The organism is Pseudomonas sp. NGC7 (assembly GCF_047159675.1).
Taxonomy (GTDB): Bacteria; Pseudomonadota; Gammaproteobacteria; order Pseudomonadales; family Pseudomonadaceae; genus Aquipseudomonas; species Aquipseudomonas kermanshahensis.
The window spans coordinates 390,969-414,733 of the sequence record NZ_BAAFZY010000001.1 but is presented as its reverse complement, the minus strand read 5'-3'; the positions used below and the strand labels follow the sequence as shown (position 1 = coordinate 414,733).

General features: G+C 60.4%; 23 protein-coding genes. 11 read left to right on the top strand and 12 right to left on the bottom strand.

Annotated features, from left to right (window positions below; genetic code table 11):
* Positions 1-65: 65 nt before the first annotated feature.
* Positions 66-1,043 carry a dipeptidase gene (locus ACMCNM_RS01880; protein ID WP_027594292.1) on the bottom strand — a complete coding sequence of 326 codons (978 nt, stop codon included), beginning with the start codon at positions 1,041-1,043 and terminating at the stop codon, positions 66-68.
* 285 nt (positions 1,044-1,328) lie between these two features.
* On the opposite strand from ACMCNM_RS01880, the gene ACMCNM_RS01875 reads away from it, so the two are divergent.
* The 3 genes from ACMCNM_RS01875 (at position 1,329) to ACMCNM_RS01865 (ending at position 3,255) form a co-directional block, all read left to right on the top strand.
* Complete coding sequence (locus ACMCNM_RS01875; protein ID WP_186703153.1) at positions 1,329-1,745, top strand: lysozyme inhibitor LprI family protein; 417 nt, start codon at positions 1,329-1,331, stop codon at positions 1,743-1,745.
* 136 nt (positions 1,746-1,881) lie between these two features.
* Entirely contained in the window at positions 1,882-2,574 is a 693-nt protein-coding gene (locus ACMCNM_RS01870) for a hypothetical protein (protein ID WP_412763847.1), read from the top strand.
* 63 nt (positions 2,575-2,637) lie between these two features.
* Positions 2,638-3,255 carry a hypothetical protein gene (locus tag ACMCNM_RS01865; protein ID WP_186682917.1) on the top strand — a complete coding sequence of 206 codons (618 nt, stop codon included), beginning with the start codon at positions 2,638-2,640 and terminating at the stop codon, positions 3,253-3,255.
* A 3-nt stretch (positions 3,256-3,258) separates the two neighbouring features.
* On the opposite strand, the gene ACMCNM_RS01860 is transcribed toward ACMCNM_RS01865, so the two are convergent.
* Complete coding sequence (locus ACMCNM_RS01860) at positions 3,259-4,206, bottom strand: GlxA family transcriptional regulator (RefSeq protein ID WP_186682919.1); 948 nt, start codon at positions 4,204-4,206, stop codon at positions 3,259-3,261.
* A 144-nt stretch (positions 4,207-4,350) separates the two neighbouring features.
* Between ACMCNM_RS01860 and choX the strand changes: the two genes are divergently transcribed.
* The 4 genes from choX (at position 4,351) to ACMCNM_RS01840 (ending at position 7,769) form a co-directional block, all read left to right on the top strand.
* Positions 4,351-5,295 (top strand): choline ABC transporter substrate-binding protein, encoded by a 945-nt coding sequence (choX, locus tag ACMCNM_RS01855; protein ID WP_186703152.1) that lies wholly within the window; start codon positions 4,351-4,353, stop codon positions 5,293-5,295.
* Positions 5,296-5,417: 122 nt separating this feature from the next.
* Complete coding sequence (locus ACMCNM_RS01850; RefSeq protein ID WP_027594288.1) at positions 5,418-6,302, top strand: 3-keto-5-aminohexanoate cleavage protein; 885 nt, start codon at positions 5,418-5,420, stop codon at positions 6,300-6,302.
* A gap of 17 nt (positions 6,303-6,319) precedes the next feature.
* Positions 6,320-7,285, top strand: a complete 966-nt coding sequence (locus ACMCNM_RS01845; RefSeq protein WP_339549316.1) for an L-carnitine dehydrogenase — start codon at positions 6,320-6,322, stop codon at positions 7,283-7,285.
* A 10-nt stretch (positions 7,286-7,295) separates the two neighbouring features.
* Positions 7,296-7,769 carry a thioesterase family protein gene (locus ACMCNM_RS01840; RefSeq protein WP_186682925.1) on the top strand — a complete coding sequence of 158 codons (474 nt, stop codon included), beginning with the start codon at positions 7,296-7,298 and terminating at the stop codon, positions 7,767-7,769.
* A 68-nt stretch (positions 7,770-7,837) separates the two neighbouring features.
* Here ACMCNM_RS01840 and ACMCNM_RS01835 read toward each other — a convergent pair whose 3' ends face one another.
* Both ACMCNM_RS01835 and ACMCNM_RS01830 read right to left on the bottom strand, forming a co-directional pair.
* On the bottom strand, positions 7,838-9,478 hold the full coding sequence (locus ACMCNM_RS01835) for a reprolysin-like metallopeptidase (RefSeq protein WP_412763846.1): 1,641 nt from the start codon (positions 9,476-9,478) through the stop codon (positions 7,838-7,840).
* A gap of 198 nt (positions 9,479-9,676) precedes the next feature.
* Entirely contained in the window at positions 9,677-11,575 is a 1,899-nt protein-coding gene (locus tag ACMCNM_RS01830; RefSeq protein WP_412763845.1) for a M12 family metallo-peptidase, read from the bottom strand.
* 357 nt (positions 11,576-11,932) lie between these two features.
* Between ACMCNM_RS01830 and ACMCNM_RS01825 the strand changes: the two genes are divergently transcribed.
* On the top strand, positions 11,933-12,190 hold the full coding sequence (locus tag ACMCNM_RS01825; RefSeq protein WP_186682945.1) for a hypothetical protein: 258 nt from the start codon (positions 11,933-11,935) through the stop codon (positions 12,188-12,190).
* Positions 12,191-12,311: 121 nt separating this feature from the next.
* Here ACMCNM_RS01825 and ACMCNM_RS01820 read toward each other — a convergent pair whose 3' ends face one another.
* The gene (locus ACMCNM_RS01820; protein ID WP_027594279.1) at positions 12,312-13,418 is read right to left on the bottom strand and encodes a GlxA family transcriptional regulator; all 1,107 of its coding nucleotides are present in this window, start codon (positions 13,416-13,418) and stop codon (positions 12,312-12,314) included.
* 395 nt (positions 13,419-13,813) lie between these two features.
* Entirely contained in the window at positions 13,814-15,190 is a 1,377-nt protein-coding gene (locus ACMCNM_RS01815; protein WP_027594278.1) for an L-serine ammonia-lyase, read from the bottom strand.
* 453 nt (positions 15,191-15,643) lie between these two features.
* On the opposite strand from ACMCNM_RS01815, the gene ACMCNM_RS01810 reads away from it, so the two are divergent.
* From ACMCNM_RS01810 to choV, 3 genes are all read left to right on the top strand, one after another.
* Entirely contained in the window at positions 15,644-16,591 is a 948-nt protein-coding gene (locus ACMCNM_RS01810; RefSeq protein WP_027594277.1) for a choline ABC transporter substrate-binding protein, read from the top strand.
* Between the two features lie 81 nt (positions 16,592-16,672).
* The gene (gene choW, locus ACMCNM_RS01805; protein WP_172960399.1) at positions 16,673-17,521 is read left to right on the top strand and encodes a choline ABC transporter permease subunit; all 849 of its coding nucleotides are present in this window, start codon (positions 16,673-16,675) and stop codon (positions 17,519-17,521) included.
* Positions 17,518-18,696, top strand: a complete 1,179-nt coding sequence (gene choV / locus ACMCNM_RS01800) for a choline ABC transporter ATP-binding protein (protein ID WP_027594275.1) — start codon at positions 17,518-17,520, stop codon at positions 18,694-18,696. Before choW ends, choV begins: the two co-directional genes overlap by 4 nt.
* A 120-nt stretch (positions 18,697-18,816) precedes the next feature.
* Here the strand turns inward: choV and hisF are convergent, their stop codons facing one another.
* From hisF to ACMCNM_RS01770, 6 genes are all read right to left on the bottom strand, one after another.
* Entirely contained in the window at positions 18,817-19,587 is a 771-nt protein-coding gene (gene hisF / locus ACMCNM_RS01795) for an imidazole glycerol phosphate synthase subunit HisF (RefSeq protein ID WP_027594274.1), read from the bottom strand.
* 10 nt (positions 19,588-19,597) lie between these two features.
* On the bottom strand, positions 19,598-20,335 hold the full coding sequence (gene hisA, locus ACMCNM_RS01790) for a 1-(5-phosphoribosyl)-5-[(5-phosphoribosylamino)methylideneamino]imidazole-4-carboxamide isomerase (RefSeq protein WP_027594273.1): 738 nt from the start codon (positions 20,333-20,335) through the stop codon (positions 19,598-19,600).
* Positions 20,336-20,362: 27 nt separating this feature from the next.
* The gene (locus tag ACMCNM_RS01785) at positions 20,363-20,623 is read right to left on the bottom strand and encodes a DUF2164 domain-containing protein (protein ID WP_027594272.1); all 261 of its coding nucleotides are present in this window, start codon (positions 20,621-20,623) and stop codon (positions 20,363-20,365) included.
* A complete protein-coding gene (hisH, locus tag ACMCNM_RS01780; protein WP_027594271.1) occupies positions 20,624-21,262 on the bottom strand; it encodes an imidazole glycerol phosphate synthase subunit HisH in 639 nt (212 codons plus the stop codon).
* Entirely contained in the window at positions 21,263-21,856 is a 594-nt protein-coding gene (gene hisB / locus ACMCNM_RS01775; RefSeq protein ID WP_027594270.1) for an imidazoleglycerol-phosphate dehydratase HisB, read from the bottom strand.
* A 241-nt stretch (positions 21,857-22,097) separates the two neighbouring features.
* Positions 22,098-23,759, bottom strand: coding sequence for an OFA family MFS transporter (locus tag ACMCNM_RS01770; RefSeq protein ID WP_027594269.1), 1,662 nt, complete (start codon positions 23,757-23,759; stop codon positions 22,098-22,100).
* Positions 23,760-23,765: the final 6 nt, after the last annotated feature.

Below are 23,765 nucleotides of genomic sequence, written 5' to 3'. Positions count from 1 at the left end.
CCATAAAATTTTTTATTGGGATGCCCCGGCGTTGCTGGCAGGGGCTTTCAGGCTTGGAGAGCGGCTTACTCGCCCCAGACATCCTTGAGGACGTTTACCCAGTTCTCGCCCATGATCTTGCGCACCACACGCTCGGAGTGGCCGCGCTTGAGCAAGGTCTCGGTGAGGTTGGGGAACTCGCCAACGGTGCGAATGCCCAGCGGGTTGATGATCTTGCCGAAATTGGTCAGGCGACGGGCGTAGCCCTTGTCGTGGGTCAGGTATTCGAAGAAGTCCTGGCCGTGGCCCTGGGTGAAGTCGGTGCCGATGCCGATGGCGTCTTCACCAACGATGTTCATGGTGTATTCGATGGCTTCGGCGTAGTCGTCGATGGTCGAATCGATGCCCTTGGCCAGGAACGGCGCAAACATGGTCACGCCAACGAAACCGCCGTGGTCGGCGATGAACTTCAGCTCTTCGTCCGACTTGTTGCGCGGGTGCTCCTTGAGCCCCGACGGCAGGCAGTGCGAGTAGCACACCGGCTTCTTCGATTCGAGAATGACTTCTTCAGAAGTCTTGGAGCCCACGTGCGACAAGTCGCACATGATGCCGACGCGGTTCATTTCGGCGACGATCTCGCGGCCGAAGCCCGACAGGCCGCCGTCACGCTCGTAGCAGCCGGTGCCGACCAGGTTCTGGGTGTTGTAGCACATCTGCACGATGCCCACGCCCAGCTGCTTGAACACGTCCACGTAGGCGATCTGGTCTTCGAACGCGTGGGCGTTCTGGAAGCCGAAGAGGATGCCGGTCTTGCCCAGTTCTTTCGCCTTGCGGATGTCGGCGGTGGTGCGCACCGGCATGACCAGGTCGCTGTTGTCGCGGATCAGCTTCTGGCTGGAGGCGATCTGGTCGACCGTGGCCTTGAACCCTTCCCAGACCGACACCGTGCAGTTGGCCGCAGTCAGGCCGCCTTTGCGCATGTCTTCGAACAGCTCGCGGTTCCATTTGGCAATGATCAAACCGTCAATGACGATGCTGTCGGCGTGTAATTCGGCTGGGCTCATCAGGCTGTCCCCTTTTATTGAGTTGGGTCACGCCGAACATTGTGCCGGCGCTTTGGGGCCAGCATATGCCTGTGCCCCGCGGCGCCCCGATGCAAAAACGACAGGGGGTTTGCCGAAAGCGTCAATGCGCGACATGAGCACGTCTGGCACGCCGTTCGGGGATGAGAGACAGTCTCGATAACGACCTTTGCGGCCCTTAGATGAACATTTGGTCAGGGAGCTTTCGCGCGGCCTCTGGCTGAGCGAGAATCCCAGCGATTCCACAGCCTGTTGAGGAGATAAAGGATGAAATCAATGGCATGGCTGGTGCTGCTGGCCGTCGTGAGCGGGGCCCAGGCCGGTGAGGAAGAAAGCACGCCTTGCGACAATGTCGAGACCGACCAGCAGACGTTCGAGTGCGCGGTGTTCAACAAGCAGACCGCCGAGCGTGAGCTGAAGTCGGCCTATGACGACCTGCTTCAACGCATGCGCGAGCAGTATGGCGACGAAGCTGGCCTGCAGTCGCGAATCGAATCCGCCGAAAAACTCTGGAGCCAACTGCGCGATGCCGACTGCAAAGTCGAAACCCATGCCGAACAGCCAGGCAGCAAAGCCTACCAGGCTGCATTGAACAGCTGCATCGCCCAGCGCAGCGATGAGCGCTCGGAATACTTGCGCAGCCTAGGCCCACAAAACAGTGAAGAGCCGGCACCTGAAGACTGATCCAGACGGGTTCGAAGGATCTCCTCCAGAGGAACAACGTGCTGCTGATAGTCACTGCGCCATTTCCAGATAGTGCGCCAAGACCACGGACTTGCAACGTGTGTCTTGGTCCCCTCAACTATCAAGGAACAACGAAATGGCTGACATCAAAGTTGAAATGGAAAAAATCCGCAAAGAAGGTCAAGAGCGCGTAGCCGCTACCGGCCAGACGATCTGTATATTCGCTGAAAATGTGCCTGCTGGCATTGCCGAAGACATCCTGGCAGGTATGCGGTTGATGACCGAACTGGCCAACAAGAAGTTCGACAAGGAAACCCAGCAGCGCGAGTGGTACAACTTCTACAACGATGGTTTGATCAAGTTCGGCTGGACCATGACGGGTGCCGCACATGCCGAAGATGCCATCGATGAGGACAACCTGACCCTGGCAGAGCTGATGACCAAATCCATCACCATCAGCGTGGCCCGTGACCCTCGTCGCACCGCCTGTGCCAAGCGTGTTCTGCAAGTCGTCGTGCAGAAGCCGGAAATCAAGGCACACCTGGAAAAGCACAGCCATAGCGAGTCCGGCAAGTCGAGCAACTTCGTGGTAGCCCAATGCGAAATGACGCCACAAGGCTTGCCTACGATGCACATGACCAGCTTCCAGGCCAGCTACAACTCGAAAATCGAACGTGAAGGCGCCCTGACCCGCAAGGTCGACAAGTCTTCGACCCGCGTCTATCGCGCGTCGCAACAGGGTACGTTCAGCGTTCGTCACTTCAATGCTGCGCGTGATCTTGTGAATGAGAAGATCAAAGGCGACATCGCCGCCTTCCTCGCTATCTAACTAGCGAGGCTGGGTACCAGGATTTGCTGGTACCCAGTTCCCCTCATCAAGGAGCGATGCCGCATGAGCGATGCAAGCCTGGACACTCGGATATTCGAGGAGCGGCTGAGAATCAAACCCGCTCCATGGCTGACACTCGAAACATGGGAAGACTTGCAGCTGTGCCTGCGTTATTCACAGGCCATGGCCAATGAAAAATACTCGATGGAAACCCAGCCTGAGCAATGGTTTACCGTCGTTATCGCCACGTTGCAAACACTGCAATTCACCGTGTTTGAACATACGCATAAAGCCATTGCATATGAGCCGCACCTGCTCGCTTTAAGCGATGTGTACAGTGGTTATCTGCCACCGCTGCGGGCTAAAGGTCCCTGGTTCAAAAGCCTTGAAGCAAACGTTAAAGCCGCTTTGCAATCTGCGGGCAGGCACACCTTTAACGTCATGAACGCCTCTTCACATCTGAGCATCGAAATGGATCATGAAGGGGACAAGATCCCCGTTGCGATCCTGTTTTTCGCCTACTGCGTAACCGACCCTGCCCAACCTACCCGGAAGTTGAACCTGGTATTTGACCATCTGGGCGCACGCTTCAACCCGGGCGACTTCGCTCCATTGCGCAAGGACCTGCAGGCCAGAAACCGTGAAAAGCTGCTGGCCATTCTCAAACGCGAGCTGGAATGAAGCTTATTTTGCACGGGCAGGTTGACGTTCCTCCCGTGGGCACTTTCCAAACCTCAACTTGTAGCGCCGCGTGAAATACGATGGCAGTTCAAAGCCACACGCAAGGCTGACCTCGGTCACCGACATGTCTGTCTGGGCCAACAGCTGACGCGCCTTGTCCAGCCGCAGTGCAAGGTAAAAACTGCTGGGCGTTTCATTGAGGTGCATACGGAACAGGCGCTCCAGTTGGCGCCGTGTCACTTTGATCGCAGCGGCCAGGTCCAGCGTGCTCAAGGGTGGCTCGGTGTGTTTTTCCATTTCGCCGATGGCATGGACCAGCTTCTTGTTACTGATACCGTAACGCGCACCTATCTGCATGCGCTGGTGGTCCTGGCGCTGACGGATGCGACCCAGCACGAATTGCTCGGACACCTTCACGGCCAGGTCGCTGCCGTGAGACTGGGCGATCAGGTGCAGCATCAGATCAATCGAAGCAGTGCCGCCGGCACAGGTAATGCGGCTGCGGTCGATTTCGAACAGCTCCTGGGTCGCCTGCAGGCCCGGGTAGCGCTCCTTGAACGCCTCCAGCGCCTCCCAGTGCAGTGTCGCCCGGTAGCCGTCCAGCAAGCCCGCCTCGGCCAGCACCATTGCTCCCGTGTCGATTCCCCCGAGCATGACCGCCTCATGGTTCAGCCGACGCAGCGCATGCAGGAGCTTCGGCGGGATATTGGCCAGTGGCTCGAAACCCGCTACTACCAGCAGGATGTTGACGGGCTCACCCTCCCCCAGTGCGGCGTCGGCATTCACCGACATGCCATTGCTCGCCAGCACCGCCTCACCGTCCAGGCTGAGCACCTGCCACCGGTACAACTGCCCGCCAAAACGGTTGGCCACCCGCAGAGGCTCCACCGCCGAAATGAACCCCATCGCGGAAAAGCCCGGCACCAACAGAAAGGCAATCGTCTCCATCATCCGCTACTCCACAGAAACTGGTCGCCCAGGTGCTAATTCCTGTCGCCAGCGTGCGCTTGACCAAGGTCCGGCCAGCGTAGCGTATTCAAACGGTCCGCAGAGGCCGCCCTCAATAACAATATGCACTGCCGATGGAGAGCCACCATGCACAGCTTGATCCGCCGCAGCCTGTTGTCCCTTGCCCTGAGCAGCATCGTTGCAACCCCGCTTTTCGCCGCCGAGCCCGCGGCCTGCAAGAACGTGCGCCTTGGCGTGGTCAACTGGACCGACGTCATCGCTACCAGCGCCATGGCCCAAGTACTGCTCGATGGCCTGGGTTACCAGACCAAGCAGACCAGCGCTTCGCAGCAGATCATCTTTGCCGGCATCCGCGACAAACGCCTGGACATGTTCTTGGGTTACTGGAACCCGATCATGACCCAGACCATCACTCCGTTTGTCGATGCCCAGCAGGTCAAGGTGCTCGACAAGCCCAGCCTGGAAGATGCCCGCGCCACCCTGGCAGTGCCTAAGTACCTGGCTGACAAGGGTTTGAAGACCTTCGCCGATATCCATAAGTTCGAGAAGGAGCTGGGCGGGAAAATCTACGGCATCGAGCCGGGGTCCGGCGCCAATACCCAGATCAAGGCGATGATCGCCAAGAACCAGTTCGGCCTGGGCAAGTTCCAGCTGGTCGAGTCCAGCGAGGCCGGCATGCTCGCCGCGGTCGACCGTGCCGTGCGGCGCAAGGAGGCGGTGGTGTTCTTCGGCTGGGCGCCGCACCCGATGAATGTGAACATCGACATGGCCTACCTGGGCGACAGTCAAGGCGCGCTCGGCCCTGATGAAGGCCGCGCCACGGTGTGGACGGTCACCGCGCCGGACTACGCCGAACGCTGCCCCAACGCTCACCGCCTGCTGGCCAACCTGAAGTTCAGCGCCGAGGACGAGAGCCGCATGATGCAGCCGCTGCTCGACCACAAGGACGCGCTGGAGTCGGCCCGCCAGTGGCTTAAGGACCACCCCGAGGACAAGGCCCGCTGGCTTGAAGGGGTGACCACCTTCGATGGTAAGCCCGCTGCGGACAACCTCAAGCTTACCGCCAACTGATCCGGCCCTTTCGCAGCACAAGGCTGCTCCTACAGGTACAGCGCTAAGCTCAGGGTCACTGCTGACCCTGTGGGAGCGGCTTGCCCCGCGAAAGGCCACCACCGACATCACAAGGAACCGCCATGAACCACGACGTCATCATCACCTGCGCCCTCACCGGTGCCGGCGACACCGCCTCCAAAAGCCACTTGGTCCCAGTCACCCCCAAGCAGATCGCCGAAGCCGCCGTCGAAGCCGCCAAAGCCGGCGCCACCGTGGTCCACTGCCACGTCCGCGACCCGCAAACCGGCCGCTTCAGCCGCGACGTGAACCTGTACCGCGAAGTCATGGAGCGCATCCGTGAAGCCGACGTGGACATCATCGTCAACCTCACCGCTGGCATGGGCGGCGACCTGGAAATCGGCCCAGGCGAAACGCCCCTGGAATTCGGCCCAGGCACCGACCTGATCGGCCCGCTGGAGCGCTTGGCCCACGTCGAAGCGCTGCTGCCGGAAATCTGCACCCTCGACTGCGGCACCCTCAACTTCGGCGACGGCAATTCGATCTACGTCTCCACCCCGGCCCAACTGCGCGCCGGTGCCAAGCGCATCACCGAGCTGGGCGTAAAAGCCGAGCTGGAAATCTTCGACACTGGCCACCTGTGGTTCGCCAAGCAGATGATCAAGGAAGGCCTGCTCGACGACCCGCTGTTCCAACTGTGCCTGGGCATCCCATGGGGCGCGCCGGCCGACACCACCACCATGAAGGCCATGGTCGACAACCTGCCCGCCAACGTCACCTGGGCCGGCTTCGGCATCGGCCGCATGCAGATGCCCATGGCGGCCCAGGCCGTGCTGCTGGGCGGCAACGTGCGCGTCGGCCTGGAAGACAACTTGTACCTGGACCGTGGCGTGCTGGCCAGCAACGGCCAGCTGGTCGAGCGCGCGGTGGAGATCATCTCCCGCCTCGGCGCTCGCGTGCTGACCCCGGCCGAGGGCCGGGAAAAAATGAACCTCAAACGCCGCTGATCCCACTGGAGACCGCTATGCCTTTCATCACCGAGATCAAGACCTTCGCCGCCCTGGGTAGTGGCGTGATCGGCAGCGGCTGGGTCGCTCGCGCCCTCGCCCACGGCCTGGATGTCGTCGCCTGGGACCCAGCCCCCGGCGCCGAGCAGGCCCTGCGCAAGCGCATCGCCAACGCCTGGCCGGCGCTGGAAAAACAAGGCCTGGCGCCAGGCGCTTCGCCACAACGTTTGACCTTCGTCAGCACCATCGAAGCCTGCGTGCGTGACGCCGACTTCATCCAGGAAAGCGCCCCAGAGCGCCTGGACCTCAAGCTCGAACTGCACGCGAAGATCAGCGCTGCGGCCAAGCCTGATGCAATCATCGGCTCCAGCACCTCGGGCCTGTTGCCCAGTGAATTCTACGAGTCGTCCACCCACCCAGAGCGATGCGTGGTCGGCCACCCGTTCAACCCGGTCTACTTGCTGCCGCTGGTCGAAATCGTCGGCGGCAAGCGCACCTCGCCGGAGGCCATCGACGCGGCGAAAACCATCTACACCGCCCTCGGCATGCGCCCGCTGCATGTGCGCAAGGAAGTCCCCGGCTTCATTGCCGACCGCCTGCTCGAAGCGCTGTGGCGCGAGGCGCTGCACTTGGTCAACGACGGCGTGGCGACCACCGGCGAAATCGACGATGCAATCCGCTTTGGTGCCGGCCTGCGCTGGTCGTTCATGGGCACCTTCCTCACCTATACCCTGGCCGGTGGCGATGCAGGCATGCGCCACTTCATGTCGCAATTCGGCCCGGCGCTTAAACTGCCCTGGACCTACTTGCCAGCCCCCGAGTTGACCGACAAGCTGATCGACGATGTTGTGGACGGCACCTCGGACCAACTGGGCGATCGCAGCATCGCCGCGCTGGAGCGCTACCGTGATGACACCCTGCTGGCAGTGCTGGACGCGGTGAAAACCAGCAAGGCCAAGCACGGCATGGCCTTTGGCGATTGAGGAGACTCCAATGCCCGCACTGATCACCTACCGCACCCCGGTCCAGGAGGACTGGGTGGATTACAACGGGCACCTGCGCGATGCCTATTACCTGCTGATTTTCAGCTATGCCACCGATGCATTGATGGAGCGTATCGGCCTGGATGCCGACAGCCGCGGGCAAAGTGGGCATTCCCTGTTCACCTTGGAGGCGCACATCAACTACCTGCATGAAGTGAAGCTGGGTACCGAAGTGTGGGTGCAGACGCAGATCATCGGTTTTGATCACAAGCGCTTGCATGTTTATCACAGCTTGCACAGGGAAAATGTTGAGGGGCCTTTGGCAGCCAGTGAACAGATGTTATTGCACGTCTGCTTGAAAGCGTCGAAGGCATCTCCATTCGGTGATGTGACCACCGAGTGCATACAACGCCTAACGAAGCTCCAATACGGCATTCCACCACCCGCCTACGTCGGCCGCATCATTGGCCTGTTGCCACGGTAATGCAGGGGGGGCGAAGTCCAAACCAGGTACCGCAGCCCCACCTGTTCCCTAATATACATTTTAGACGGTCAGGGTATAGTTTCCCATCGAGCATCATCTCTGTCATAACAATAGCTGAATTTAGGGCTGGCGCTTCTTCCATTACCTTCCATGCAGTTGGAGATACCCAAGGCTGAAAACTTAATCACTCCCCCCGCAAAACTAAAGTTTGAACGCAGACCTGAGCATGCACCCATGCCTGCCGCCTCACCATTTGCCGTCCATTGAAGGCATGATAAAACATCGCCTTGCTGGACGCGAATGGTCGTCAGCGCATTGTTGTTCCAGTACCAAAAATCACCTTCACTGATATTTCCGCAATCCGCAAAAGTCAGCGCCCCCCTTGATGTGACCGTCAAGCAGGCTGGAAGCCCTGATTTGGCGCGTTCGACACTCCTGATTCTCTTACCCGTAAAAGGAGGGTAGAAATTCTCAACCGTTTCTCTGCGTTCATTCATCGCTCTAGCAACATCATGGTTCGCTACCGTACCCAGAGCTTGCCCTTGATAACTCAAGCGTGGATTGGAGAAGAACAATTGCCGAGGGCAGGCCGGGCTGCACTCGCCAGCCATCTGCGTGCGGAACCTGAGGGAGCCCGACGCAGGTTTATACTGATATCCATGCGTGTAGGCATTACTCACACCGTCCCAGCTATGGGTCATACCAAAGTTATGACCGATCTCGTGCGACAATGAAGGGATGCAATAGATTGCCGTAAAACCTAAATGTTTCTCTGGGCCTGGTTTACCGCCACCACACAGCTCGTTATTGGTCACTAACATCGAGACGAGATCAGCGCGCACCCGATCCCGCACAACTTTCACCTCCGGCATCCGGTACGTCAGATCATTGAGAAGCGTGACAAAATCTTTGCCGGTCTCATCGTGATTAGCGTCCATAAAACCGGCTAACTCATACGTTATAGCGACCTGGCTATTTTTTGTGATCTGATTGGCATCCTGCAATCCAAGGGTCAGCGCGGCGCGGTAGTTTGGATTCTTAGCACGGGCCTGATTGGTAGTGACAAACAGCAACCTGATCGTACTGTGTGCTGATTTCGGCGGTAGGTTGGTCTTGACTGTCGATACTTCACTTGCATGCCCCTGTGGAGGTTGACTGTCTTCAGGCGGCAACTTCGAACCGTCAATCTTTATTAACGCATGCTGTCTGCCTCCGAGGTATTCCAGTTGATAGCGCTGACCATCCACGATCAAGTTACCGACCAACTGGGTGCCGTGGCGCACGATCGACAGGTAATAGCGAGGGTCGAAATCGATCTCAGCAGGTGAAGGGTGATTCAGCTTCCACGCCGAACGTCTATAACCCACCCAGCCTTCGTAACCACCGGCCATTGAATTAAAGTCGCGCAGGTTGAATTGGGCTGTTTTACCATCGGGCAATGTCACTGCCAAATGTTGAGTGCTGTTGTTGATCAGCTCCGCACTGGCGTCAACCAGCGTAATTTCGTCGTTAGCTGGGTTCGCCAACAGAGTAGCCAGATACCCCGTGGCTGTTTTCTGAAGCGTACTGCGATCTGGGGTGGGTTCAAGCGTGAACAGTTGCGTAACCGCGCTTGAAGTTCCGCTCTCTCGCGGTGTCGATGACGAGCAAGCCGCGAGCAACGCGCACCCGGCTATGACGAGCCATGCCCTATAGGCAAATATTTTCATGATTCCGCCCCTCTGGAAGTCCATCGCCTATAGCAGAGCAGGTATTACGCAGGCTCGTCACCTGGCAGAAATGTCAGGTAACCGCATACAAAACAGCGAATGACGGGCAATAAATGCCCCCGGAACGCCGGTAGCCAATGAACAACAACCCCAGGGGCTTACGCCGCCGGGGTCAGATGTTCGGTCACGGTAGCGGTGTTACTCCACGCCCTTCGAAATCCGATAAGCATTACTGTTCATGTAGCCGCTTCGGGTAGCCGCCAGGCCTTTGGGTAAATTCAGGTTGCTGGTGTCATAGTTTCGAATGCTGAAATCGCCCTGATACTGGCCGCTGTAACAGTGCATTCTCTTGGCGTCTGCGTTGGTGAAACATACCTGGCTGCCATCGAAACCCAGCACCTGGGCAGAACGGGACCTGCCAACATTGGAGGGGCATTGGCCTTCGGTGTTCAGGGTCACCGTTTTCCCCTCCCCTATTGCAACCGTGCAGAGCGGGCTCTTGAAGTCCTCTTGCGCATAAAGCCGAACGAAGGTGTCACCGGCTTTCTCGTAAGTGACTTGGGTCACCGACCCATTCATCGGCCAGCCTTTTACGCTGCGCTTCAGCTCGCCCGGCCAAGCCGAATCGAGGTCAAAGTTATTGATTTCGAAATCACCTGTATAAGCCCCCGTAAAGCAGCGGTTCCTGGAGTCATCCGTATTACGCAAGCACACCGTGTTGCCGGCCTGGAAATTTTCGATTTTAGCGGAGCGGGAGGTGGTCAGTGGCCGACAAAGGCTGTCTTTCAGGGGTGTAACGCTTCCCTTCTGGAGGTACATTTCGCAACGCTTGCCCTGGAATCGAGATTGCTCGAACAAGGTAATCTTGGCGGCGTTCGCTGGAGAGGGATAAAAATTCTCTACGATGCTACGTCGCTCATTCAATGCGCGTGCAACGTCATTGTCCTTGACGGTCCCCATGGGAACGCCAGCGTAGCTCAGGCGCGGATTGGAGAAGTATGCAATGCGCGGGCAAGAGCGGCCTGTGCATTCATAAGACATTTGCGTACGGAAGGGTAAGAGGCCCTGATTCCAGCGGTAGCCATGTATGTATGACGGTGTCCTTGCGCCACCTGAGTTGTGCACCATACCGAAGTTGTGGCCAATTTCATGAGCCAGCGAAGACAAGCACGTCACCGCAGTAAACCCAGCGGCTTTCGAGGGCCCAAACTTTCCGCCGCCACACAGGGCGTTATTAACCACGATCATGGAGACCAGGTCCGCCAGCATTCCGTCCCGGGCCTGCGCCACGTCTTTCATGTAGTAGGTTACATCGTTGAGCAACTTCGAATATTCCTTGCCCGACTCATCGTAATTGGCATCGTAGATGCCGGCCAACTCAAAGGTGATGTTGACCTTGCTGTTCTTCATGGTCTGATTCACGTCTTGCAACGCTTGATTCAAGGTCAGTCGGGGGTTGGGGTACTTGGCCCTCGATTGTTGGGTGGTAACGAACATCAGGCGGATGGTGCTGTGCTCAGAGGTGGCTTGGGGCTGAACACTCGCCACTTGCGCTGCTACCGCCTTAGCCTCTGGGAGGGCATCCAGGGGCGCAAGCTTGGCTTCATCGATCGAGACAAGGGCATGTTGACCCGGGCTCACATACTCCAAACGGTAACGCTGCCCGTCGACCATGATCTCCCCTACCAGCTGATCGCCTTGGCGCACAATCGACAGGTAGTACAGCGGGTCAAACTTGAGCTCCGAGGCAGATTTCGATTTCACAGCCGAAGGTTTGTAACCCACCCAACCTTCCAGCCCCTCGGGCAGGGCACTGTAAGTTTCCAGGTTAAAAGTCGCCGTCTTGCCGTCTGGCAGGGTGATTGCCAATGTGCTTGTATCGTTGCTGATGAGCGCCGGCTTCACATCGACCAGCACGACGTCTTTGTTAGCAGGGTCGCCTAGCAAGGTCCGCATATAACCCGCAGGCTTCGTTTGCAGGGCACTGTGGCGCTGCTCGAACGAGAAGAGTTGGGGAGTGGGCGATGAGGCATAGCAGAGCGAGGAGAACAACAGCCCCGCCCCCATTAGGCAGGTTTTGGACAGCATCTGTTTCATGGTTCAGTTCCTGTGGCATAGAGGAACTGAATTAATCAGCTGACGCCGCGACCGCCTACTCGTAGAGTCGCTAGGGAAACGGCAGCTAGGGAGAAAAAAATAACCCCGGAAAGCCGTGAGCATCCGGGGCCAAGAGCGAGCAACATCCACTGTGCACGAGCGAGGGTGACCAAACCCTCCGTTGCGGTAGATGGCTTGAGTGTGCGCACTTCAGGGGCGGGTGATTTAGCCGTAAACGACCTGTTCTTAGCCAAAGCAGCCATTGCGACATTCTGCCCTTGCGGGCCTGTCGCGGTGGACACAGAATCGGTCGTAAATCACAGCAGCACTCGCTTAGCGATAAAAGGGACAACAGCCATGATGCATGCGGATTTGATTGACCAGGACGACCTCGCCGGCCACCTGCGCGCGCGCGGTTTCGACATCCCCGCCGGGGCCAGCGCCGAGCAGGCCTGCGAGGCCGTGGTGCGTGGGCTGACCGAGCCCAATGCAAAGGCGCTGAAGGGCATGGTCGAGCAGATGTATACCGGCAGCGCGACCATATTGCCGGCGGTGCGACAGGCGATCGACAAACAGCTTTTGCCTGCGCTGGCACAGTTCAGCAAGCGCGCCTGACCGATTATTCCTGCACCGCCCTCTTCGCGGGCAAGCCCGCTCCCACAGGTATCGCGCTGCTTTCGAATTCAGTGCTGTACGTGTGGGAGCGGGCTTGCCCCGCGAAGAGGCCGGCTCTGTTTCAGAGCCTTACGCTGGCGAACGTCGACTCGTTGCGTGCCTGGCTCAGGGCCGCCATCGGCCCGCTGTGCGGCGACAGGGTCATGGCCTGCGGGATCGGCATCATCGCCACCTGCTGGGCAGTGTTGGAGCCCACGCGCTCATCACGCGGCGGAATGCCGAAATACTCGCGGTAGCACTTGGAGAAGTGCGGGGTAGAGACGAAGCCGCACACCGAGGCCACTTCGATGATCGACATCGGCGTCTGCTTCAGCAACTGCCGCGCGCGGATCAGGCGCAGCTTCAGGTAATAGCGCGACGGCGAGCAGTGCAGGTACTTCTGGAACAAGCGCTCGAGCTGGCGCCGCGACACCGACACATACACCGCCAGTTCGTCGAGGTCGATCGGCTCTTCCAGGTTGGCCTCCATCAGCGCGACGATTTCCTGCAGCTTCGGCTGGTTGGTGCCGAGCATGTGCTTGAGCGGCACGCGCTGGTGGTCTTGCTCGTTGCGAATGCGCTCGTAGACAAACATTTCGGAGATCGCCGCCGACAGTTCACGGCCGTGATCGCGGCTGATCAGGTGCAGCATCATGTCCAGCGGCGCGGTGCCACCGGAGCTGGTGAAGCGGTTGCGGTCGAGGGTGAACAGGCGGGTGCTCATGTTGACCCGTGGGTAGGCCTCCTGCATGGCAGCCAGGCACTCCCAGTGCACGCTGCAATCGAAGCCGTCGAGCAGCCCGGCACAGGCCAGTGCCCAGCTGCCGGTGCACACCGCGCCCAGGCGCCGCGACTGGCGCGCCTGCGCCTGCAGCCAGGTCACGTGTTCACGGGTAACGGTGCGCTGAATGCCGACACCACCGCAGACAATCACGGTGTCGATCGGCGGCGCATTGTGCATAGCCGCGTCGGGGGTGATCTGCAGGCCATCACTGGCCCAGACCTGGCCGCCATCGACGGTCAGGGTGTGCCAGCGGTACAGCTCGCGGCCGGAAAGCTGGTTGGCCATGCGCAGCGGCTCGACCGCCGACGCCAGGGAAATCAGGGTGAAGTTGTCCAGTAGAAGAAACCCGATGGACTGGGGAGCTGTGCGGTTCTGGGTTGGATTCCCGGAGGTGTACGACGTCATCGCGATTTCTCCTCACACAAATGCAGGGTGTGCCTCAGGCGGGCACTGATTTTTTTGTTATGGCCCCTTCTTCGTAGGTAGGGGCTTGTTGCCAATCTCAACGCAAACGCCGTGCCTGAAATTGAACGGCTATCCGAAAAAACCTGAAAACGACGCCTTAACTCGGCAAATCAGGGCCTTCGGTGCGAGCTGACCGAACTTCTGGAACCGCCGTGCTAGGCGCGCTCCTTGTAACTGCTGAGCACTTTGGTGACACGTGCCTGGTGGGTTGCCCAGAAACGACACTCTTAAGTGTCACCGACAATGCCCACACTCATCGCGACATCTGACGGCCGGTCATGCACAAACGCCCCATAGTGGGGCGTCGTGGTAACAAGCAGCGCGTGATTAGCGCATCAGCATTCGATGGCGCTGACCGCCAAGCCGCCGCGCGAGGTCTCTTTGTACTTGTCGTGCATGTCGGCGCCGGTGTCACGCATGGTGCGGATCACCTGGTCGAGGGAAATGAAGTGTTCGCCGTCGCCGCGCAGGGCCATCTGCACTGCGTTGATCGCCTTGACTGCGGCAATCGCGTTGCGCTCGATGCACGGCACCTGCACCAGGCCACCGACCGGGTCGCAGGTCAGGCCAAGGTTGTGTTCCAAAGCGATTTCGGCTGCGTTTTCCAATTGTGGCGGTGTCGCCCCCAACACTTGCGCAAGGCCTGCCGCCGCCATGGCACAGGCCGAACCGACCTCGCCCTGGCAGCCGACTTCGGCGCCGGAAATCGAAGCGTTCTTCTTGCACAGGATGCCGACCGCTGCCGCCCCGAGGAAGAAATCGGTCACGTTCGACTCATCCACCACATCACTGAAGCGCATGTAGTAATGCAGCACCGCCGGGATGATGCCCGCAGCGCCGTTGGTGGGCGCGGTCACCATGCGCCCGCCGGCGGCGTTTTCTTCGTTGACCGCCAGGGCGAACAGGTTGACCCACTCCATGGCGCTCATGGTCGAGCCGATCACGTTGGGTTTGCCGATCTCTTGCAAGCTGCGGTGCAGCTTGGCAGCGCGGCGCCGTACGTTGAGGCCGCCGGGCAGCGTGCCTTCGTATTTCAGGCCGTTGGTGACGCACTCCTGCATGGCTTGCCAGAGCTTCTGCAGGCCGGCGTGGATCTCTTCCTCGCTGCGCCAGACCTTCTCGTTGGCCATCATCAATTGCGACACGCTGAGGTCGTTTTGCTTGCACAGTTGCAGCAGCTCGGCGGCACTGTTGAAGTCGTAGGGCAATACGGTCTGGTCGGCGTCCAGCACACCGCTGGCGGCCTGCGCGGCATCGACTACAAAGCCACCGCCCACCGAGTAGTAGGTGTCGCGGTGCAGCTCGCCTTGCGCGCCTTCGGCGATCAAGGTCATGGCGTTGGGGTGGTACGGCAGGTTCTCGTCCAGCAACAGCATGTCGCGGGCCCAGACAAACTCGATGGGCAGGCGGCCGGCCAGCAGCAGGGTGTTGGTTTCGCGCAGGTCGGCGATGCGAGGGACGATCTGGGTGGGGTCGATGGCGTCCGGCCACTCGCCCATCAGGCCCATGATGGTGGCGTTGTCGGTGCCGTGGCCGATGCCGGTGGCCGAGAGCGAACCATACAGCCGCACCTCGACCCGTTTTACCTGCTCCAGTTCGCCGCGCTCGCGCAGCCCCTGCACAAACAGAGCGCCAGCCCGCATGGGGCCAACGGTGTGGGAGCTGGAGGGCCCGACACCAATCTTGAACAGGTCGAACACGCTGATGGCCATTGTCGAATCACCTCTTGCTGGGCTTGTCTCTGCGCGCCATGCGCAGGGCGGGGCAACTGCTAGGCTGAAGCTGCGAGCCGCCATGAATGCACGCATCATCGGCCTTTTGCCTACCCCTTCGCCGTCTGCAACCGACGTAGTTTTGTCCACCTGCGCCGTGCTGTTTTTACCTGAGGTACGGCCGTCTTCACGCCGTTTTCCAGCGGCCTGGTGACGCAAAAACGCGGCCGAGGGGGTGGAAAAATCCATATGCGACATCGCCAGTACTGGATACGACCCGTTCCGTACTGGATACGACCCCACCAGTAGGCGATTGCCCGGCGCTGGAGGATTATCAAAAGCGACTCGTATAGCACGGCCACGCAACCTGCCCTCTGCAGGCCTGGTCGACCGGACCTTCAGAACGCCCGGCGACCCACGCGAACCCGAAGACAAAATCACAGGAGTCCATCCATGAAAGGTTCACCCTCGCTGTTGTTGGTTGCGTTGTTGTCCACCCCGCTGCTGGCCCAGGCCGCCGAGCCTGAGCAGTGCCAGACGGTACGTTTCTCCGATGTCGGCTGGACCGACATCACGGTGACGACAGCCACCACAAGCGTTGTGCTCGAAGCCCTGGGTTACAAGACCCACACCACCATGATCTCGGTACCGGTGACCTATAAGTCGCTGGCCACCGGCAAGGACCTGGACGTGTTTCTCGGCAACTGGATGCCGACCATGGAGAACGACATCAAACAGTACCGCGACGCCGGCACCGTCGAGACCGTGCGCGCCAACCTGGAGAACGCCAAGTACACCTTGGCCGTGCCCCAGGCGCTGTATGACAAGGGCCTGAAGGATTTCAGCGACATTCCCAAGTTCAAGAAAGAACTGGACGGCAAGATCTACGGCATCGAGCCGGGTAACGACGGCAACCGCACCATCCAGAGCATGATCGACAAGAACGCCTTCGGCCTGAAGGACGCCGGCTTCAAGATCGTGCAGTCGAGCGAGGCCGGCATGCTGTCGCAGGTCGACCGGGCGCAGAAACGCAACGAGTCGGTGGTGTTCCTGGGCTGGGAACCGCACCCGATGAACACCCGCTTCAAGATGCAGTACCTCACCGGCGGGGATGATTTTTTCGGCCCCGAATTCGGCAAGGCAACCGTATTGACCAACACCCGCAAGGGTTACGTGCAGGAATGCAGCAACGTTGGCCAACTGCTCAAGAACCTGTCGTTCGAGCTCAAGGATGAAAGCACCATGATGGGCTATGTCCTGGACGACAAGATGAAACCCGAAGCAGCCGCCAAAAAGTGGCTTAAAGACAACCCCGGCAAGCTGGATACCTGGCTGGCGGGCGTTACCACCGTTGATGGCAAACCCGGCCTTGAGGCGGCCAAGGCCAAGCTGGCGCAATAACGCACCACGCAATAGCGCTACCTCGGGGCGGGACCGTGCCCGCCCCGGACTGATTTCAATCTTTGCAGGTGGAAGCTCGCTATCATGCTTATCGATCAGAAAATACCCCTGGGGCAGTACATCGCGTCGTTCGTCGAATGGCTGACCCAGAACGGCGCGAATTATTTCGACGCCATCGCGCAAGGCCTGGAGTTCATGATCCATGGCGTCACCAGTACCCTGACCTGGTTCAACCCGTTCGTCCTCATCGCCCTATTCGCCGCCCTGGCGCACGTTATCCAGCGCAAGTGGGGGCTGACGGCGTTCGTTGCGCTGTCGTTCCTGCTTATCTTCAACTTGGGTTACTGGCAGGAAACCATGGAAACCCTGGCGCAGGTGACCTTCGCCACCGTGGTCTGCGTGGCCATTGGCGTGCCGCTGGGCATCGTCGCCGCGCATAAACCGATGTTCTATACCGCCATGCGCCCGGTACTCGACCTGATGCAGACGGTACCCACCTTCGTTTACCTGATCCCGACTCTGACCCTGTTCGGCCTGGGCGTGGTCCCGGGGCTGATCTCGACGGTGGTGTTCGCCATCGCCGCGCCGATCCGCCTGACCTACCTGGGCATTTGCGATGTGCCACAAGAGCTGCTCGACGCCGGCAAGGCCTTTGGCTGCTCGCGCCGTCAGCTGCTGACCCGCATCGAACTGCCCCACGCGATGCCGAGCATCGCGGCCGGTGTCACCCAATGCATCATGCTGTCGCTGTCGATGGTAGTTATCGCGGCCCTGGTGGGCGCCGACGGCCTTGGCAAACCTGTGGTCAACGCACTGAACACCGCCGATATCTCCCTGGGCTTCGAAGCGGGCCTGGCGATCGTGCTGCTGGCGATCATGCTCGACCGTATCTGCAAGCAACCGGAAGTCACGGTAAGGGGTGAAGCATGAGCATCATTCGGTTCGAAGACGTCGACGTCATCTTCTCCAACAAACCGCGCGAGGCGCTGTCGCTGCTCGACCAGGGCAAAACCCGCGAGCAGATCCTCAAGCAGACCGGCCTGGTGGTGGGTGTCGAAAAAGCCAACCTGGATATCGAGAAAGGCGAAATCTGCGTGCTCATGGGCCTGTCCGGCTCGGGCAAGTCGAGCCTGCTGCGCTGCATCAACGGCCTGAACACGGTCAGCCGCGGCAAGCTGTTCGTCGAGCATGAAGGCAAGCACATCGACATCGCCCACTGCACCCCGGCCGAGCTGAAGATGATGCGTACCAAGCGCATCGCCATGGTGTTCCAGAAGTTCGCCCTGATGCCCTGGCTGACGGTGCGCGAGAACATCAGCTTTGGCCTGGAAATGCAGGGCCGCCCAGAGAAAGAGCGGCGCAAGCTGGTGGACGAGAAGCTTGAACTGGTTGGCCTGACTCAGTGGCGCAACAAGAAGCCCGACGAGCTGTCCGGGGGTATGCAGCAGCGGGTGGGCCTGGCCCGGGCGCTGGCGATGGATGCCGACATTCTGCTGATGGACGAACCGTTCTCGGCACTCGACCCGCTGATCCGCCAGGGCCTGCAGGACGAACTGCTGGAGCTGCAGCGCAAGCTGAGCAAGACCATCGTGTTCGTCAGCCACGACCTGGACGAAGCGTTGAAGCTGGGCAGCCGCATTGCAATCATGAAGGACGGCCGGATCATCCAGTACAGCAAGCCCGAAGAGATCGTACTGAACCCGGCGGACGACTATGTGCGCACCTTCGTTGCCCACACCAACCCGCTGAACGTGTTGTGCGGTCGCAGCCTGATGCGCAGCCTGGACAACTGCAAACGGGTCAATGGGTCGGTGTGCCTGGACCCGGGTATCGACTCATGGCTGGACATTGGCGAAGGCGGCTCGCTCAAGCGCGCACGCCAAGGCCAGAACGGCCTGGATATGCAGAATTGGGCGCCAGGGCAGAATGTGGAGTTGCTGGAGCGCAGGCCGACGGTGGTGCACGCCGATATCGGTATGCGTGAGGCGCTGCAGATTCGTTATCAGACGGGCAACAAGCTGGTGCTGCAGGATAACGACAAGGTGGTAGGGATTCTTGGGGATACCGAGCTTTACCACGCGTTGCTGGGCAAGAACCACGGGTGATGTCATTGGGGCCGCGTTGCGGCCCATTCGCAGCACAAGGCTGCTCCTACAGGGGGGCGCGTATTCTTGTAGGAGCAGCCTTGTGCTGCGAATGGAGGGCAACGCCCTCCCAGCAATGGCTCAGCGAACGACAATCCCGCGCGAAGCCATGTAGGCCTTGGCTTCCGGAACGGTGTACTCGCCAAAGTGGAAGATACTGGCCGCCAACACCGCGCTGGCATGCCCTTCCAGAATCCCGTCCGCCAGGTGCTGCAGGTTACCCACCCCACCCGACGCAATCACCGGAATCCCCAGCGCATCGCTGATGGCCCGGGTAACGCCCAGGTCAAAACCGTTCTTCATGCCGTCCTGGTCCATGCTGGTCAGCAGGATCTCACCGGCACCCAGGCCTTCCATCTTCTTCGCCCACTCCACCGCATCCAACCCGGTCGGCTTGCGCCCGCCATGGGTGAAAATCTCCCAGCGCGGCGTTTCACCCGGCGCGGAGACCTTCTTGGCATCGATGGCAACGACGATGCACTGCGAACCGAAACGGTCCGCCGCCTCGCCCACGAACTCCGGGTTGAACACCGCAGCCGTGTTGATCGAGACCTTGTCGGCACCGGCATTGAGCAGGTTGCGGATGTCCTGCACGGTGCGCACGCCACCGCCCACAGTCAGCGGGATGAACACTTGGCTGGCCATGCGCTCGACGGTATGCAGCGTGGTGTCGCGGCCATCGACGCTGGCGGTGATGTCGAGGAAGGTGATTTCGTCGGCACCCTGCTCGTTGTAGCGACGGGCAATTTCTACCGGGTCGCCGGCATCACGGATGTTCTCGAACTTGACGCCCTTGACCACCCGGCCGTTGTCCACGTCCAGGCAAGGGATGATGCGCTTGGCCAGTGCCATGGTTCAGTCCTCAGCCTTGGTAGTTGTCGCAGAAGGCCTGGGCCTCGGCGACATCGAGGGTGCCTTCGTAGATGGCACGGCCAGTGATGGCGCCGATGATGCCAGGGGCCTTGGCGTCCAGCAGGGCCTTGATGTCGCCCAGGTTGTGAATGCCACCCGATGCGATCACCGGAATGCGCGTGGCTTCGGCCAGGGCTTTGGTGAAGGGCACGTTGCAGCCCTGCATCATGCCGTCCTTGGCGATGTCGGTGTAGACGATCGCCGAGACGCCATCGGCCTCGAAACGCTTGGCCAGGTCGATGACCTGAACAGTGCTGACTTCAGCCCAGCCGTCGGTGGCGACGAAGCCGTCCTTGGCGTCCAGGCCAACGATGACCTTGCCCGGGAAGGCCTTGCAGGCCTCGGCGACGAACGCTGGCTGCTTGACCGCCTTGGTGCCGATGATGACGTAGCTGACGCCCGCCTTGACGTAGTGCTCGATGGTTTCCAGCGAGCGAATGCCGCCGCCGATCTGGATCGGCAGGGTCGGGTAACGCTTGGCGATGGCGGTGACCACTTCGCCGTTGACCGGCTGGCCTTCGAAGGCGCCGTTGAGGTCGACCAGGTGCAGGCGGCGGCAGCCACCCTCGACCCATTTGGCGGCCATGCTCACCGGGTCATCGGAAAATACCGTGGAGTCTTCCATGCGGCCTTGGCGCAGGCGCACGCAGGCACCGTCCTTCAGATCGATAGCGGGGATAATCAGCATCTTGGGAACCTGTCTATTTGTTGGGTTTCAGGGCTTCTCGAGTGCCCACAGGTCGCTCTCGATGCTCTCGAACCGCTCCTTGAGGTGCAGCTGAACATCGGCAATCGCCCTGTTGTAGTAATGGGGTGCAATCTCTTTGCTGAACAGGTCGAGGACCTCGGCCACTTCAAACGACCCCAACTGCAGCTCGAAACGGTCTTCGAGAAAACGCTTGAGCGTATCGAGCGCCTCGCGCTCCTGCTCGGGGGCCAGGGTGATGATCGGGGCCTTGGTCTTCGATCGGCTCATTTACCAGCGCCCGTCCCAGGCGACGAAGTTCTGCAGCAACTGCAGGCCATGGGTGTGGCTCTTCTCTGGGTGGAACTGCACGGCAAAGCGCGAGCCGTCGGCCAGCGCGGCGGCGAAGTCGACGCCATAGTGGCCGCGACCGACCACTTGGCTCGGCTTGCCGGCATTGATGTAGTAGCTGTGCACGAAATAGAAACGTGCGCGGTCAGGGATGTCGTGCCACAGCGGATGGTGGTTGGCCTGGCTGACTTCGTTCCAGCCCATGTGCGGCACCTTCAGGTGCTCACCATCCTCTTGCAGGCCCTTGCCGAAAAACTTCACCTGGCCTGGGAACAGGCCGATGCAGTCGACGCCGTTGTTCTCTTCACTGTGTTCGAGCAGCGCTTGCATGCCGACACAGATGCCGAGGAACGGGCGGTCCTGGCTGACTTCACGCACCAGGCTGTCGAAGCCCAGGCGACGGATTTCGGCCATGCAGTCGCGAATCGCGCCCACGCCTGGGAACACCACGCGGTCAGCCTCGCGGATCACCGCGGCGTCGCTGGTGACCAGTACCTTGCCGGCGCCGACATGCTCGAGCGCCTTGGCCACCGAGTGCAGGTTGCCCATGCCATAGTCGATTACGGCTACCGTCTGCATTTACAGGCATCCCTTGGTGGAAGGCATCTGCCCAGCCATGCGCTCGTCCAAGGTAATGGCCATGCGCAGCGCGCGGCCGAACGCCTTGAACACGGTTTCGATCTGGTGGTGGGTGTTGTGGCCACGCAGGTTGTCGATGTGCAGGCTCACCAGGGCGTGGTTGACGAAGCCCTGGAAGAACTCCTGGAACAGGTCGACATCGAAGCCACCGACCGTGGCGCGGGTGTACGGCACGTGCATCTGCAGGCCTGGGCGGCCAGAGAAGTCGATGACCACGCGCGACAGCGCTTCGTCCAGCGGCACATAGGCATGGCCGTAGCGGAAGATGCCTTTTTTATCGCCGATCGCCTGGGCGAATGCCTGGCCCAGGGTGATACCGACGTCTTCGACGGTATGGTGATCGTCGATGTGCAGGTCACCCTTGCACTCGATGTCCAGATCGATCAGCCCATGTCGGGCGATCTGGTCGAGCATGTGTTCAAGGAAAGGCACACCGATATCAAATCGGGCCTTGCCGCTGCCATCTAGGTTGATCGAGCACTTGACCTGGGTTTCCAGGGTATTGCGCTCGACGGAAGCCTTACGTTCGACCATCACCAGCTCCGCAAAATCATTGGGCGAAAAGGGCTCCATTATAGGCCCAGATCGCGCCAGCTTGAAACGCGGATGACATATGGCAAAGCAAGCAATGACGGGGGGTGGATGCCGTTACAGGTCTATACAAGCTGTGAATCTGGGGCTGCTTTGCAGCCCTTTCGCCGGCTCTTGCACCCAACCACGCCCTTGTAGGAGCGGCCTTGCGCCGCGAAAGGGGCGCACAGCGCCCCCCTTACCTTCAATGGAACAGTACAGCCGTCTTCTGCAACGTAATCCACACCCCCCAAGCCAGCGGCACAACCACCGCAGCCCAGGCGATCAGCACTAACGGCAAGCTGCCCGGCGCGGCATGCCACTCCAGCGAACGCGCGCCATCGGCACCCTTGTCATGGCTCAGCGCACGCTCGGCGGCCAGTTGCTGGTCGCTCATGAAGTGCTTGTCGGCCACCGGGCGAATCAGCATGTTGCAGATAAAGCCCAGCACCAGCAGGCCCGCGAGGATATACAGGGTCATGTCATACGCCGCCGCGCGCTCAACGCCCGCCGCCAGCTGAGACTCGCGCAGGTAGGTGATCAGCACCGGCCCCAGCACGCCCGCCGCCGCCCAGGCCGTCAGTAGGCGCCCATGAATCGCACCGACCATCTGCGTGCCGAACAGGTCGGCCAGGTACGCCGGCACTGTGGCAAAGCCGCCACCGTACATCGACAGGATGATGCAAAACGCCGCCACGAACAGCGCCACGTTGCCCAGGTGACCCATGTTCGGCACCAGGCTGTAGAGGCCCACGCCCAAGGCGAAGAAGGCAAAGTAGGTGTTCTTGCGGCCAATGTAGTCAGAGAACGACGCCCAGAAGAAGCGCCCGCCAATGTTGAACAGGCTCAGCAAGCCGGTGAAGCCCGCTGCGATGGCGGCAATTTGCGCCAGCTGGGTGGCGTTCAGTTCGCTGAAGCTCAGCTCGTTGCCCAGCAACTTGCCGGCAAACACTTCCTGCAACAGCGGGGACGCCATGCCCAGAATACCGATGCCGGCAGAGACGTTCAGGCACAGCACCAGCCACACCAGGGCGAACTGTGGGGTTTTCCAGGCCACGCTGACGTGCACATGGCGGTCGGTGACCATGCCATTGCCGGCCTTTTTCGCCGGGGCGGTCCAGCCCTCAGGCTTCCAGCCGGTCGGTGGCACGCGGTAACCCAGGGCGCCAGCCGTCATGAACACGAAGTAGATCGCCGCCATCACCACGAAGCTCTGCCATACCCCGACGTCTTCTGCGCTGCCAAAGTGGCCCATCAGCGCGGTCGCCAGGGGGGCGCCGACCATCGCGCCACCGCCAAAACCCATGATCGCCATGCCGGTAGCCATGCCGCGTTTGTCCGGGAACCACTTGATCAGCGTCGAGACCGGCGAAATGTAGCCCAGGCCCAGGCCAATGCCCCCGATCACACCAGAGCCCAGCCACATCAGCCACAGCTGATGGGTCTTTACCCCAATCGCCGAGATCAGCATGCCGCCGCACCAGCACAGCGCCGACACCAGCCCGGCCTTGCGCGGCCCAGCGTGTTCCAGCCAGCCGCCAAGCACCGCGGCCGAGCAGCCGAGGAACACGAAGAACAAGGTGTAGATCCAGCTCAGCATCGAAATCGGCCAGTCGCACTCGGCGCTGAACAGGCGGGCGATGAACCCCATGTCCGCCGAGCAGGCCACCGGCGCGGTGATGCCGATGGCTTGCGACAAGGGCAGCCAGAACACCGAGAAGCCGTAGGCCATGCCGATACACAGGTGGATAGCCAAGGCGGCCGGTGGCACCAGCCAACGGTTGAAGCCCGGACGGGCGATGATGCGCTCCTTCGACAGGAAGCTCGGCGCACCGGCCAAGGTGCCCGCCGTGACGTTACTGCTCATGGGTTT